General features: G+C 66.7%; 11 protein-coding genes and 3 tRNA genes. 4 read left to right on the top strand and 10 right to left on the bottom strand.

Annotated features, from left to right (window positions below):
* Positions 1-22: 22 nt before the first annotated feature.
* Positions 23-1,492: an NAD(P)H-hydrate dehydratase gene (locus ACSFBC_RS00680; RefSeq protein WP_435508393.1), complete on the top strand. Its 1,470-nt coding sequence runs from the start codon at positions 23-25 to the stop codon at positions 1,490-1,492.
* A 6-nt stretch (positions 1,493-1,498) separates the two neighbouring features.
* Here the strand turns inward: ACSFBC_RS00680 and ACSFBC_RS00675 are convergent, their stop codons facing one another.
* The gene (locus tag ACSFBC_RS00675) at positions 1,499-2,260 is read right to left on the bottom strand and encodes an SDR family oxidoreductase (RefSeq protein WP_435508392.1); all 762 of its coding nucleotides are present in this window, start codon (positions 2,258-2,260) and stop codon (positions 1,499-1,501) included.
* Positions 2,261-2,274: 14 nt separating this feature from the next.
* Positions 2,275-4,557 (bottom strand): ribonuclease R, encoded by a 2,283-nt coding sequence (rnr, locus tag ACSFBC_RS00670; protein WP_435508391.1) that lies wholly within the window; start codon positions 4,555-4,557, stop codon positions 2,275-2,277.
* Between the two features lie 81 nt (positions 4,558-4,638).
* Between rnr and ACSFBC_RS00665 the strand changes: the two genes are divergently transcribed.
* Positions 4,639-4,723 (top strand) — tRNA-Leu (locus ACSFBC_RS00665).
* 236 nt (positions 4,724-4,959) lie between these two features.
* Positions 4,960-5,044 (top strand) — tRNA-Leu (locus ACSFBC_RS00660).
* Positions 5,045-5,131: 87 nt separating this feature from the next.
* Here ACSFBC_RS00660 and rimO read toward each other — a convergent pair.
* From rimO to ACSFBC_RS00630, 6 genes are all read right to left on the bottom strand, one after another.
* On the bottom strand, positions 5,132-6,538 hold the full coding sequence (rimO, locus tag ACSFBC_RS00655; protein ID WP_435508390.1) for a 30S ribosomal protein S12 methylthiotransferase RimO: 1,407 nt from the start codon (positions 6,536-6,538) through the stop codon (positions 5,132-5,134).
* Between the two features lie 70 nt (positions 6,539-6,608).
* Positions 6,609-7,142, bottom strand: a complete 534-nt coding sequence (phaR, locus tag ACSFBC_RS00650; RefSeq protein ID WP_435508389.1) for a polyhydroxyalkanoate synthesis repressor PhaR — start codon at positions 7,140-7,142, stop codon at positions 6,609-6,611.
* A 101-nt stretch (positions 7,143-7,243) separates the two neighbouring features.
* The gene (locus tag ACSFBC_RS00645) at positions 7,244-7,609 is read right to left on the bottom strand and encodes a hypothetical protein (RefSeq protein WP_435508388.1); all 366 of its coding nucleotides are present in this window, start codon (positions 7,607-7,609) and stop codon (positions 7,244-7,246) included.
* A 236-nt stretch (positions 7,610-7,845) separates the two neighbouring features.
* Positions 7,846-7,922 (bottom strand) — tRNA-Val (locus ACSFBC_RS00640).
* A 46-nt stretch (positions 7,923-7,968) separates the two neighbouring features.
* Positions 7,969-10,209 carry a RelA/SpoT family protein gene (locus ACSFBC_RS00635; protein ID WP_435508387.1) on the bottom strand — a complete coding sequence of 747 codons (2,241 nt, stop codon included), beginning with the start codon at positions 10,207-10,209 and terminating at the stop codon, positions 7,969-7,971.
* Positions 10,206-11,165 carry an alpha/beta fold hydrolase gene (locus ACSFBC_RS00630; protein ID WP_435508386.1) on the bottom strand — a complete coding sequence of 320 codons (960 nt, stop codon included), beginning with the start codon at positions 11,163-11,165 and terminating at the stop codon, positions 10,206-10,208. The genes ACSFBC_RS00635 and ACSFBC_RS00630 overlap by 4 nt, the downstream gene beginning before the upstream one ends.
* A gap of 69 nt (positions 11,166-11,234) precedes the next feature.
* On the opposite strand from ACSFBC_RS00630, the gene ACSFBC_RS00625 reads away from it, so the two are divergent.
* Complete coding sequence (locus tag ACSFBC_RS00625) at positions 11,235-12,005, top strand: 3-hydroxybutyrate dehydrogenase (protein ID WP_435508385.1); 771 nt, start codon at positions 11,235-11,237, stop codon at positions 12,003-12,005.
* A 24-nt stretch (positions 12,006-12,029) separates the two neighbouring features.
* On the opposite strand, the gene ACSFBC_RS00620 is transcribed toward ACSFBC_RS00625, so the two are convergent.
* Entirely contained in the window at positions 12,030-12,719 is a 690-nt protein-coding gene (locus tag ACSFBC_RS00620) for an SIMPL domain-containing protein (protein ID WP_435508384.1), read from the bottom strand.
* Between the two features lie 68 nt (positions 12,720-12,787).
* On the bottom strand, positions 12,788-13,135 hold the full coding sequence (locus ACSFBC_RS00615; protein WP_435508383.1) for a hypothetical protein: 348 nt from the start codon (positions 13,133-13,135) through the stop codon (positions 12,788-12,790).
* Positions 13,136-13,295 lie beyond the last annotated feature (160 nt).

Raw genomic sequence — 13,295 nt, 5'->3', positions numbered from 1 at the left:
GTCCCGACGGCACAATGGATCGATGCAAAGCATCACGTCCGCCACCGCCGCCGACCTGTTCGACATCGCCGCCACGCGCCGCATCGAAAAGGCCGCGGCAACCGCCCTGCCCGACCACGCCCTGATGCAGCGCGCGGGCCTCGCGGTGGCGCGGCTCGCCATGGCCCTCGCGCCCCATGCGCGCACGATCTGGGTGGCCTGCGGGCCGGGCAACAACGGTGGCGATGGCTTCGAAGCAGCCGCGCAATTGCGGCATCGGGGCTTCTTTCCGGTCGTCACCTTTGCGGGCGATGAAAGCCGCCTGCCAGCCGATGCCAGGGCGTCGCTGCGGCGCGCACGCGATGCAGGGGTTCTCTTCGCGTCGACCCCGCCGGTCGCGTATGAACTGGCCATCGACGCACTGCTCGGCATCGGAGCGTCGCGGGCGCCCGAAGGCGACATGGCCGCATGGCTGCGGCAGATGCATGCGGGCGCGCAGCCGCTGCTCAGCGTCGACGTGCCGTCCGGACTGAATGCGGACACCGGCGTTCTTTCGCTGGGCGACGATCTTCTTCGCCCGGAGGTGCAGCAGGCCCGCGCCTGCTTGAGCTTCCTCACCTTGAAGCCCGGCCTCTTCACCGCGCAGGGACGCGATGCGGCGGGCACGGTCTGGTTCGACGACCTGGGCTGCGGCCCCTTCACCGACCGGCCGATCGCGCGTCTGGCGGGTGCACCCGAAGCCAGGTCACGCGGCCACGCGTCGCACAAGGGAAGCTACGGCGACGTCGCGGTAGTCGGCGGCGCGCCGGGCATGGCCGGCGCCGCCTTGCTGGCCGGCTCGGCGGCGCTGCATGCCGGCGCGGGCCGGGTGTTCGTCGGCCTGCTCGACCCGAGCGCCGCCGCGGTCGACACCGCGCAACCCGAGCTGATGTTGCGCGACGCCCAAGCGCTGGACCCGTCCGGCATGACGGTGGTCTGCGGTTGCGGGGGCGGAACGGCGGTGCGCGCATTGCTGCCGCGCGTGATGGCCACCGCCGCAGCCCTGGTGCTCGATGCCGATGCGCTCAACGCCATCGCGGCCGACAGCGATTTGCAGGCCCAACTGGCATCGCGCGGGACGCGCGGACGACCGACTGTGATCACGCCGCATCCGCTCGAAGCGGCACGGCTGCTGGGCTGCACGGCCGGCGCCATCCAGGCCGACCGGCTGGCGGCCGCGCGCGCGTTGGCCGCACGCTTTCACGCGGTGGTGGTGCTCAAGGGTTCCGGCACCGTGATCGCCGACGCGGGCGACGGGCCCGCGGTCATCAACCTCACCGGCAATGCGCGGCTGGCCACCGCCGGCACCGGCGACGTGCTGGCCGGCATGATCGGCGCCGCGCTGGCAGCCCGGCAGCCGGCCTTCGACGCCGCGCGCGAAGCCGTCTGGCGACACGGCCACATCGCCGACGCCTGGCCGGCCGATGCGGCGCCGTTGACGGCAGGCACGCTGGCCCGCCGCGCGGCTGCCTGAGCCTTTCTAGCCGCGCCCGACGAAGGGCATCTTCGTCGCCATGATCGTGTGGAACAACACGTTGGCCTCGAGCGGCAGGTTCGCCATGTAGAGCACCGACTGGCCGACGATCTTCACGTCGATCAGCGGCTCGATCGCCATCTCGCCATTGGCTTGCGGCACGCCCTTGGCCATGCGCGAGGCCAGGTCGGTCATCGCATTGCCCACGTCGACCTGGCCGACGGCGATGTCGTACTTGCGCCCGTCGAGCGATGCGGTCTTGGTCAGGCCCTGCACCGCGTGCTTGGTCGCGGTGTAGGCGATCGAGTTGGGCCGCGGCGCGGTGGCCGAGATCGAACCGTTGTTGATGATCCGGCCGCCGCGCGGCGACTGGGTCTTCATCACGCGGAAGGCCTGCTGGATGCAGAAGAACATGCCGGTGAGGTTGATGTCGACCACGCCCTGCCATTGCTCCGGCGTCCAGTCCTCGAACGGACCGGCCGGGTTGCCGACGCCGGCGTTGTTGAACAGCAGGTCGACGCGGCCGAAGCGCTCGACCGTGGCGGCGAACAGCGATGCGACCGATTCGGCCTTGGCCACATCGGTCGGCACGGCGAAGGCGCGCGCGGCGGCGCCCGATTCTTCGGCCACCTGTTCGAGCGGCTCGAGGCGGCGGCCCGCGAGCGTCACGTTCCATCCGTCGGCCAACAGGGCGAGCGCTGCCGCGCGGCCGATGCCGCTGCCGGCGCCGGTCACGATGGCGGTACGGGGTGCGGGGGTCTGGGTCATGTCATGTCTCCTGTTCATCGGCGCGGCTTGCGCCCCTTCATCTTGTTGGCTGCTTTCTTCACGGCAGACTTGAAGGCCTGCATGGCCGACTGCGGGCCGGCTTCGACACGCTCGGCCGCCACGGGCGCCACAGTCTCGACGCTCTTGTTGCCGCTGCCGCTGCCGCCGCTGCTGCCTCGCGAACCGCGCTTGGCCGATGCCTTCACTGGCGCGCCGGACGACGATGCCCCCTTGTCTTTCGCATTGCGAGCGGAGAGCTCCTCGCCCTCGCGTACCAGACGGAAATCGATCTTCCGCCCATCGAGGTCGACGCGGCTCACCTGCACCCGAACCCGCGTGCCGATGGCATAGCGGATGCCGGTGCGCTCGCCGCGCAATTCCTGGCGCATCTCGTCGAACTTGAAGTACTCGCCACCGAGCTCGGTGATGTGCACCAGGCCCTCGACGTACATCGCGTCGAGCGTGACGAAGATGCCGAAGGTGGTGGCCGAACTGACCACGCCGCCGTACTCCTCGCCCAGATGCTCGCGCATGTACTTGCACTTGAGCCAGGCCTCGACATCGCGGCTGGCCTCGTCCGCACGGCGTTCGTTGGCGCTGCAATGCAGGCCCGCGGCCTGCCAGGCCTGCACTTCCTTGGTCGGCGCCACCGTCGCCTTCTGCGGCTTGTCGGTGGGCGCCTTGACCCGCGATGCGAGCCGCTTGGCCAGCTTGGCATGTGCCTCGCCCGGCGTCGGCAGCATCGGCAGCGTGTACTTCTGCTTGAGAAGAATCGCCTTGATCACGCGATGCACCAGCAGATCGGGGTAACGCCGGATCGGGCTGGTGAAGTGCGTGTAGGCCTCGTAGGCCAGGCCGAAGTGGCCACTGTTCATCGGCGTGTAGATCGCCTGCTGCATCGAGCGCAGCAGCATGGTGTGGATCTGCTGCGCGTCGGGCCGCTCCTTGGTGGCCTCGGCGATCGCCTGGAACTCACCCGGACGCGGATCGTCGGTGATGCTCAGGCCCACGCCCATCGCCTTCAGATAGCCACGCAGGATTTCCTTCTTCTCTGGCGTCGGGCCCTCGTGCACGCGGAACAGGCCCGGGTGCTTGCTCTCGTTGATGAAGTCGGCGCTGCAGACGTTGGCCGCGAGCATCGCCTCCTCGATCAGGCGGTGCGCCTCGTTGCGCGTGCGCGGCACGATCTTCTCGATCCGGCCGGCGTCGTCGCAGACGATCTGCGTCTCGGTGGTCTCGAAGTCCACGGCACCGCGACGGCTGCGCTGCTTGAGCAGGGCCTTGTAGACGTCGGCCAGGTTCAGCAGATCCTTGACGCGGTCCTTGCGCTTGGCCGCTTCGGGGCCGCGCGTGTTGCCGAGGATCGCCGCCACTTCGGTGTACGTGAAGCGCGCATGGCTGTACATCACGGCCGGGTAGAACTGGTAGGCGTAGATCTCGCCGTCGGCCGCCACAAGCATGTCGCAGACCATGCACAGCCGCTCGACCGAGGGGTTGAGCGAGCACAGGCCGTTGCTGAGCTTCTCCGGCAGCATCGGGATCACGCGGCGCGGGAAGTAGACGCTCGTCGCACGGTCGTAGGCGTCGATGTCGATCGGCGAACCGGTCTGCACATAGGCACTGACGTCGGCGATCGCCACCAGCAGCCGCCAGCCCTTGCCACGGCCGACCTTGGCCGGCTCGCAATACACCGCGTCGTCGAAGTCGCGTGCGTCTTCGCCGTCGATGGTGACGAGCGGCACATCGGTCAGGTCGACGCGGCCCTTCTTGTCGGCCGGACGCACCTTGTCGGGAATGGCTTTCGCCTCGGCCAGACAGGCTTCCGAGAACTCGTGCGGCACGCCGTACTTGCGCACCGCGATCTCGATCTCCATGCCGGGGTCGTCGATCTCGCCCAGCACCTCCCTCACGCGGCCCACGGGCTGGCCGAACAGTGCGGGCGGTTCGGTGAGTTGCACCACGACCACCTGCCCCACCTTGGCGGGACCGGTCGCGCCCTTGGGGATCAGGACATCCTGCCCGTAGCGCTTGTCTTCGGGTGCGACGAGCCAGATGCCGCCTTCGTGCAGCAAGCGGCCGATGATCGGCTGCTCGGGACGTTCGACGATCTCGACCACGCGCCCTTCGGGACGACCGCGACGGTCCTGGCGCACGATGCGCGCCTTGACCCGGTCCTTGTGCAGCACTGCACGCATCTCGTTCGGCGGCAGATAGATGTCCGCCTCACCGTCGTCGCGCTGCACGAAGCCGTGCCCGTCGCGATGTCCTTGAACAGAGCCTTCGAATTCATCCAGCAAGCCGCTGGGATGGCCATTATTTTTGATATGATCTCCTTCTTTCCTGAAATTCAAAACATTGCTGCTTCGGCAGTCATGTGGGCCCAGATGGCGGAATTGGTAGACGCACTAGTTTCAGGTACTAGCGAGTAACATCGTGGAGGTTCGAGTCCTCTTCTGGGCACCAAGTTTAAACAGACCTTTACCAGGTCATCCGATTGAAGCCACCGGTCTCCGGTGGCTTTTTTCATGGCCGCTCGAAACGCGATCGAGCGCGCCACATGCGCAAGCTGCGCCTGCGCATCTGAAATGCGCACGAAAATTTTCTCGCCGAAGCCCCGCTCAGCGAAAAGAGCCTCATTTTGTGAGTATGATCGCAGTCTTCGCTGAGAAGCGATGCATAGAAGCTTCGGCAGATATGACGCCCAGATGGCGGAATTGGTAGACGCACTAGTTTCAGGTACTAGCGAGTAACATCGTGGAGGTTCGAGTCCTCTTCTGGGCACCAAATTCACACTGACCTCCGCCAGGTCATTCAAGAAAAGCCACCGGTCTCCGGTGGCTTTTTTCTTGCCCGCTTGAATCTGCAATGCCATCAAACCGGCAGTGCGATCAGGTCGTGGCCCTCGGCGCCCACGATGCGCGCGCGCGTGAACTCACCGACCTTCAGCGTCTTGCTGATCTTCTCGGGCGGCAGCAGCCGAACGGTCCCGTCGATCTCCGGCGCATCGGCGTAGGTGCGGCCCACACCGCCCTTGCGGCCCATGCCCGGCGCCGAGTCGACCAGCACCTGCATCGTCGCGCCGACGCGGCGACGCAGCTTGGCGATCGAGACGGCCTCGGCCACCTCCATGAAGCGCGCACGGCGCGCCTCGCGCTCCGGCTCGGGCAGCATGCCGGGAATGTCGTTGGCCGTCGCACCCTCGACCGGGCTGTAGGCAAAGCAACCCGCGCGATCGATCTCCGCCTCGCGGATGAAGTCCAGCAGATGCTCGAACTCCGCTTCCGTCTCGCCGGGGAAGCCGGCGATGAAGGTGCTGCGGATCACGAGCTCGGGGCACACCTCGCGCCAGCGCGCGATGCGCTCGAGGTTGCGTTCGCCGCTGGCCGGCCGCTTCATGCGGCGCAGCACGTCGGGGTGGCTGTGCTGCAGCGGCACGTCGAGGTAAGGCAGCACCTGGCCACTCGCCATCAGCGGAATCACCTCGTCGACGCTCGGGTACGGGTACACGTAGTGCAGGCGGACCCAGGCGCCGTAGGGCTCCGCGATCTCGCCCAGCGTGCGCACCAGTTCGAGCATGCGCGTCTTCACGGGTTTGCCATCCCAGAAGCCGGTGCGGTATTTCACGTCCACACCGTAGGCCGAGGTGTCCTGGCTGATGACCAGCAGTTCCTTCACGCCGCCTTCGAACAGCGCCTTGGCCTCGCTCAGCACATCGCCCACGGGCCGCGACACCAGGTCGCCGCGCATCGACGGGATGATGCAGAAGGTGCAGCGGTGGTTGCAGCCTTCGCTGATCTTGAGGTATGCATAGTGCCGCGGCGTGAGTTTCAAGCCGGCCACGCCGAAGGCGTTGGGCACGAGGTCGATGAACGGGTCGTGCGGCTTGGGCAGATTGGCGTGGACCGCGTCCATGACCTCCTGCGTCGCATGAGGGCCGGTCACGGCCAGCACGCTGGGATGCATCTGGCGCACCAGGTTGCCGCCCTGGTCGCCCGACTTGGCCCCCAGGCAGCCGGTCACGATGACGCGGCCGTTGGTCGCCAGCGCTTCGCCGATCGTGTCCAGGCTTTCCCTGACGGCGTCGTCGATGAAGCCGCAGGTGTTGACGATCACCAGATCGGCGCCCTCGAAGGTCTTCGAGGTCTGGTAACCCTCGGCGCTGAGCCGGGTCAGGATCAATTCGGAGTCCGTCAGGGCCTTGGGGCAGCCGAGGCTCACGAAGCCGACCTTGGGGGCGGCTTGCGGGACGGTTCGTTCGGGGGAGGCAACTTCACTCATGGGCCTATTGTCCCAGTTAAACCAGGATCTCACCGTCGTGAAGCACAGGCAGCGCGTCGATGACGTCTATTCAGGGCCGCTTGATGCCGAAGGCGCCCAGCACCTGCTCGGTGTTCTTCTGCATCTGATCCTGCATCTGGTCGAAGATGCTCTTCGACTGCTCGACGTAGTTGCCCATCAGGCCTTGCAGCATCGGCGACTGGATGGTCATGAAGCGGGCCCACATCTCGGGCGTCAGGTCTTCGGCCTTCTCGGTCAGCTGGGCCTGCATGTCGGTGAGCGCCTGGATGTTCTTCTCCAGATACGGCCCCATGTAGCCCTGCATGGCCTGCCCGTAGAAACGGATGATGCTGGCCAGCACCGGCTCGGTGAACATCGGCGCCCCACCCGCCTCCGCCTCCAGGATGATCTGCAGCAGGATGCTGCGCGTCAGGTCCTCTCCGGTCTTGGCATCGCGCACCACGAACGAGGCGCTCTGCATGACCAGCTGCTTGACCTCGGCCAGCGTGATGTAGGTGGAGGTGTTCGTGTCGTAGAGCCTTCGGTTCGGGTACTTCTTGATCACTCGCTGGACCGGTTTTTCGCCGGACTTCTTGCTCTGCACTGAGGACTCCTTCAGGTGTTCACGCCGAAGGCGCGCAAACGATTCTAGGGAGCGGTTTTGCTGCACCGCGCCAAGGTTTACCCTGACCGAGCGGACAGATCTCAAGCTTCGGTCGCGTACTCGGCTCCGCAAACCCTGCACAGCGCGGAGTCGGACCGTTCTTCGCTCCGCTCCCGATAATGCAAGGGACTCTTGATGCCGCTGAAAACCCAGCAGCGCGGGCAGTGAGGCTGGTCGGCCGCGGGCAGGTACGCCCGCGCGCGCTGCTCTGCGCGCTCGCGCGTCACGGACACACCCTGACGAGAAGCGCGTGCGACATCGGCCGCCGCCATCGTTCCGGTGCGACCGCCGGCCTGGTCGCTGAGGCCGTAGACCACGCGCGCGAACTCCAGCGGGGCATGCCGCAACAGCGCTGCGACACGCAACGCATCGATGGACGGATCAGCCACCAGCGCAGGCAAGTTCATCACGGCCAGAACCTCGGGGACATGGAATCAAGGTACCACAGACTGCGGCCGACCGGCCATCCCACTGAAGCAAGAGAAGCGCCCAATGCCGGCCACAAGAAGAAGGCGAAGCTATTGAACTGCGCCGAGGAATCAATGCGAGAAGCCAATGCCCCTGAGCGTTTGGGCATATCGGAGCGGCAATAAAAAAAGCCTTCTAAGTCACTGACTTAGAAGGCTTTCTACCAATGGTTAATTGGTAGGCGCGATTGGATTCGAACCAACGACCCCCACCATGTCAAGGTGGTGCTCTAACCAACTGAGCTACGCGCCTGGATGTTTATTCGAGAGCGCTATTGTAGCATCCAAAAATACCGCTTTCAGCGGCGACGTGACGATCTCACACCATTCACCGAAGAAACCACCTTGAGCACCTGCGTCAAACGCGCGGCGTCCGAGATCTCCACGGTGAACGTCATCCACGCCGTGCCCTTCACCGACTGGGTCTGCACACCGATCACGTTCATCTTCTCGCGCGCGAACACATCGGAGATGTCGCGCAGCAAGCCTTGCCGATCGGCGGCCTCGACCGCGACGTCGACCGCATAGAGCGCGGCCTCCTCGGCCTTCGGGCGTCCCCATTCGACCTCGATCACGCGCTCGGGGTTGTGACCCGACATCGTGCGGAAGTTGCTGCAGTCGCGACGGTGCACGCTGACACCGTGGCCACGCGTCACGAAGCCGCCGATCGCGTCGGGCGGCACCGGGCGGCAGCATTTGGCGAGTTGGGTCATCAGCGACGACACCCCCACCACGAGCACGCCGCCCTTGGCGGTCTTGTCGCTGACGCGCGACTTCTTCAGTTGCACGCCTTCGTCGGGTCCCGGTATGGGTTCGGGCGGACGCAGCAGCATCTCGATGTTGCGCAGCGAGAACTCATCCTTGCCGACGACTTCGAACAGATGGTCGGCCGACTTGAAGCCCAGCTGCGACGCCAGATCCTCCAGCCGGGTCGACGTCTTGCCCTCTCGCTGCAGCAGCTTCTCGACCGCCTCGCGCCCCTTGGCGATGGTCTCGTGCGTGACCTGCGCGTTGAACCAGGCGCGGACCTTGGCGCGCGCGCGGTGGCTGGCCAGATAGCCCAGTTCGGCATTGAGCCAGTCGCGCGACGGGCCGCCCTCCTTCGCCGCGATGATCTCGACCGTCTGGCCGTTCTGCAGTGGCGTGTTGAGCTGCACCATCACGCCGTCGATGCGCGCGCCGCGGCAGCGATGGCCCAGGCTGGTGTGCACCGTGTAGGCGAAATCGACCGCGGTCGCGCCTTGCGGCAATTCGACGATCGCTGCATCGGGCGTCAGCACATAGATGCGGTCCTCGAACAGACCCTGACCCTGTTGCCCGCCCGACAGGTCGCGCTCCCAGGCCAGCAGCTGGCGCAGCACCGCGATCTTGGCGTCGTACTCGCCGCTCGCCCAGACACCGGCGTAGCCCTTGTGGCCCGCTTCCTTGTAGGCCCAGTGCGCCGCCACGCCGTGCTCGGCATGGTCGTGCATTTCCTCGGTCCGGATCTGGATCTCGATCGGCTTGCCCGGCTTGCCGTCGGCGGGCTTGCGCACCACGGTGTGCAGCGACTGGTAGCCGTTGGGCTTGGGGCGGGCGATGTAGTCGTCGAACTCCTCGTCGAGCGGCTGGAAATGCGAATGCACCCAGGCCAGCGCGGCATAGCAATCCTTGACGTCCGACACCACCACGCGCAGCGCGAGGATGTCGAAGACCTGCGCGAAGTCCAGCGACTTGCCGCGCATCTTCTTCACGATGCTGTAGATGTTCTTGGGCCGACCCTGCACCTTGGCCTGGATGCCCTCGCCCTTGAGCTCCTGCTCGAGCTGCAGCCGCAACTGCTCGACATAGCCTTCGCGCTCGACCCGCTTTTCGTCGAGCAGCCGGGCGATCAGCTTGTAGGTCTCGGGTTCGAGGAAGCGGAAGGACAGGTCCTCGATCTCCCACTTGACCTGCCAGATGCCCAGGCGGTTGGCCAACGGCGCGAAGACCTGCAGCGACTCGCGTGCCACGCTCTCGGCCACCGGCTGCTTGATGGCCGCCGCATGGCGCAGCGTCTGCAGCCGCGAAGCCAGCCGCAGCATCACCACGCGCAGATCGCGCGAGAACGCCAGCAGCATCTTGCGCACGTTCTCGGTCTGGGCGCCGTTGCCGTCGGCGGCATGCGCGCCGGACGTGGCCGACCGCGCCTGTTTCTGCACGTGGACCAGCTTGGTGGTCTCGACCGCCAGCGCCGCGAAGTTGTCGCCGAAGACCTTGGCGATGACTTCCTGCGGACGGTTCAGGTGCTGGCAGGAATAGACCAGATAGCTGGCCGCCTGCATCGCCTCGGAGCCGCCCATGGCAGCCACGATGGTGGCCACGGCGTCGGCATGGGCCAGCGTGTTCTCGCCGGTGTCGAGGATCTCGTCGGCGATCAGCGGCTCGGCAAAGGCGCGCGCGCGGCCGAGCATGTTTTCCATCACCGGCGTGCGCTCGGCGGTGGCGGCCGACAGGGGGTAGTCGACCACGGCGGACTCCGCGCCCGCGCGGGTGGGGGTGCTGGAAGAATCGCGCTTCACGTGTCGAACAGAAAAGAAGTGACGGCCGCGCTCTGCGCTGGCGCGACAAAAGTCGGCGCATGGCCCACACCGTCGAATTCCACCAACTGCGCGCGCGGGCCGCGCCGGGTCATGGCTTGCGCCGTGTCGTGCGACAGCAGATCGGATTGCGCACCGCGCGTGAGCAGCGTCGGTGCGGTGATCGCGTCGTAGAGCGACCACATCACGGCCTCGCCCTGCGCCGCGATTTCGGCCGTGATGGCGCGGAAAGGCACGGCGATGGCCGGGTCGTAGTGCAGCACGAGCGGGCCGTCGGCCGGCGCGCCGACCTGCGCGGGCAGCTTGGCCGTGCCTTCGGCCGTGCGCTGGGCCGCGGGTGCGACCATGTGCTGCGACAAGGCCAGCCATTGCGCGGGCGTGTGCGGGCCGAAGGTCTGGGATATCGCCCACATCGCATCGGCGGCGTCCTGCAGGGACGCGAAGCGCCCTACCTTGCCCAGATAGAGACCGATGCGCTGCAACGCCCCGGCATCGATCGCCGGGCCGACGTCGTTCACGACCAGCCGATGCACGGGCACCGGCAGCGGCAATTCGCGGTGGCCGGCCAGGATCAGGCCGATGAGGCCGCCCATGCTGGTGCCGACATAGTCGAAGCGTTCGATCGGCGCCTGGCCGTGCAACTGCAGCAGCAGCGCGACCATGTCCGCCGCATAGAGCGGCACCTGGTAGCCGTTGGGGTCGCGCAGCCAGTCGCTCTGGCCGCGGCCGACCACGTCGGGGCACACCACGCGGACCTGGCCGCCTGCGCGCGCGACGATCGCCTGCGCGAGCACATCGAAATCGCGGCCCTGCCGCGACAGGCCGTGCACGCACAGCACCACATGCGGGCTGCGGGCGTCGCCCCACTGCCAGTACGCCATGCGGTGACCGCCTTGCGCGTCGGCGCATGGCACAAAAGACAAGGTCGGTTCAGTCATGAGCGGGGGGCGAATTCGGGGTCGGATAATCGGCTCGTTGCATCCTAATTCATCCGGAGATTGATCATCATGCTCAAAGGCAAGACCGCCCTTGTGACGGGGTCCACCAGTGGCATCGGGCTGGCCATCGCCAAGGCGCTGGCACAGCAAGGCGCGAACATCGTGCTGAACGGCTTCGGCGACGCCGAAGCGCCGCAGCAGCAGATCGCCGCACTCGGCGTCGACGTGGCCTACCACGACGCCGACATGAGCCAGCCGACGCAGATCGAAGCCATGATGGCCTTCGCCGCCTCGCGCTTCGGCCGCGTCGACATCCTGGTCAACAACGCCGGCATCCAGCATGTCGCGAAGATCGAGGACTTCCCGGTCGAGCGCTGGGACGCGATCCTGGCCATCAACCTGAGCAGCGCCTTCCACACCACGCGGCTGGCGATCCCGGCGATGCGCGAAGCCAACTGGGGTCGCATCGTCAACATCGCTTCCGCGCACGGCCTCGTGGCCTCGGCGCAGAAGTCGGCCTACGTGGCCGCCAAGCACGGCATCGTGGGCTTCACCAAGGCCGCGGCCCTGGAGCTCGCCACCACCGGCGTCACCAGCAATGCGATCTGCCCTGGCTGGGTGCTGACACCGCTGGTGCAGAAGCAGATCGACGACCGTGCGGCCCGCGAAGGCATCTCGTTGTCGCAGGCGCAGAACGAACTGCTCGGCGAGAAGCAGCCCTCGCTGCAATTCACCACGGTGGAACAGCTGGGCGGCCTGGCGGTTTTCCTGTGCTCGCCGGCCGCCGATCAGGTGCGCGGCGTGGCCTGGCAAATGGACGGCGGCTGGACGGCGCAGTGATCTTCCTGCGCCGGCTGCAGCCGATTACTTGAGCTGCACCGCGCCCGAGACGCCCACGACGACCGAGGTCTTGCCGGCCTCGATCGGCACGGCGGCATCGGAAGACATGGCCTTGGCCTGCATCGCCATCATGCGCGGACGCACCGGGCCGCCCTCGCTGGCGTTCACCGACACTTCGCGCAGCGTGTAGCCCGCGAAACCGAAACCCTTGGCCAGCTCGGCGGCCTTCTGCTTGAAGGCCTCGATGGCGATGGACTGGGCCTCGGTCTCGACCTTGGCGCGCTGTTCGCGGCTCAGGCCGAATCCGACGCTGCCCACGGTCAGCGTGCTGATCTTGCCGGCCGTCTGCGTGATGCGCGGGAAGTCGCGGCCTTCGAGCACCAGCTCGGTCGAGCCCTGCCAGCCGTTGATCTTGCCTTCGCGGGTGTAGCGCGGCGACAGGCTGAAATTGCCGGTGCGCACGTCGAGCTGACCCGGCTGTGCGCTCTTGCGGGCTTCCGTCAGGGCGGCGTCGAGGGCGGCCTTGAGCTGGTTCTGCACCGTGGCGGCATCTGCCGCGTCGCGCGAGGTGCTCAAGGTCATGCTCAGCAGGTCCTGCTGCACTTCCACGGTGCCACTGGCGGAGAGCTGAAGCACGTTCTGGGGCGGCGGGGTGTCGGCCATTGCAGACACTGCGACACAACCCAGTACGGCCAGCGCCGCGATCGATTTCATTGCGTTCAAGAATTCCCCTTGGATTTGAATGGAAAGACGGAGCCGGCCCCGGAAACCGGGGCGATGGCTCAGGGCCGCTGACTGCGCGGGAGCGTGAGCAGGCGCGGAGTGGCCAACGGCACGGACGGATCCGAGACCACGGGCTGCACGGCCCTGGGTGCATCGTAGCGCGGCGTCCATTGCTGCCGCACCTGGCGGCGCAACTCGGCGAGCTCGGACGGCGTGAGCCGGCGGCCGGCAGCAGCCTCTACCCGCTGCACCTCCTCGCGTTGCGAGGCCCGATGGATCTCGACCGCCCTGCGCACCTCGGACCGCGTGGCGCCACCGACCTGCAGGATGCCATGGGGCACCGACCACGACGCGGAGCAGGTCGAGGCGATCAGCAGAGCGGGCAGCAGATGGACAATGGATCTCATGGGTGGCATGGAGCGGGGACGACACCACTTTGCCACCAAGATTTGCCCTGATCGGCGCTACACGGCGAAGGCAGGCAAGTTGTGTAACTTAGTGTCAGACAAGCACATAAAGAGCCCGTATGGTCGGCTAACGGCATCAGAATCGCTACTGTTACAAATC

The organism is Variovorax frigidus (genome assembly GCF_051216515.1).
Taxonomy (GTDB): Bacteria; Pseudomonadota; Gammaproteobacteria; order Burkholderiales; family Burkholderiaceae_C; genus Variovorax.
The sequence above is the reverse complement of the archived record's forward strand: the minus strand, read 5'-3'. Positions and strand labels throughout refer to the sequence as shown.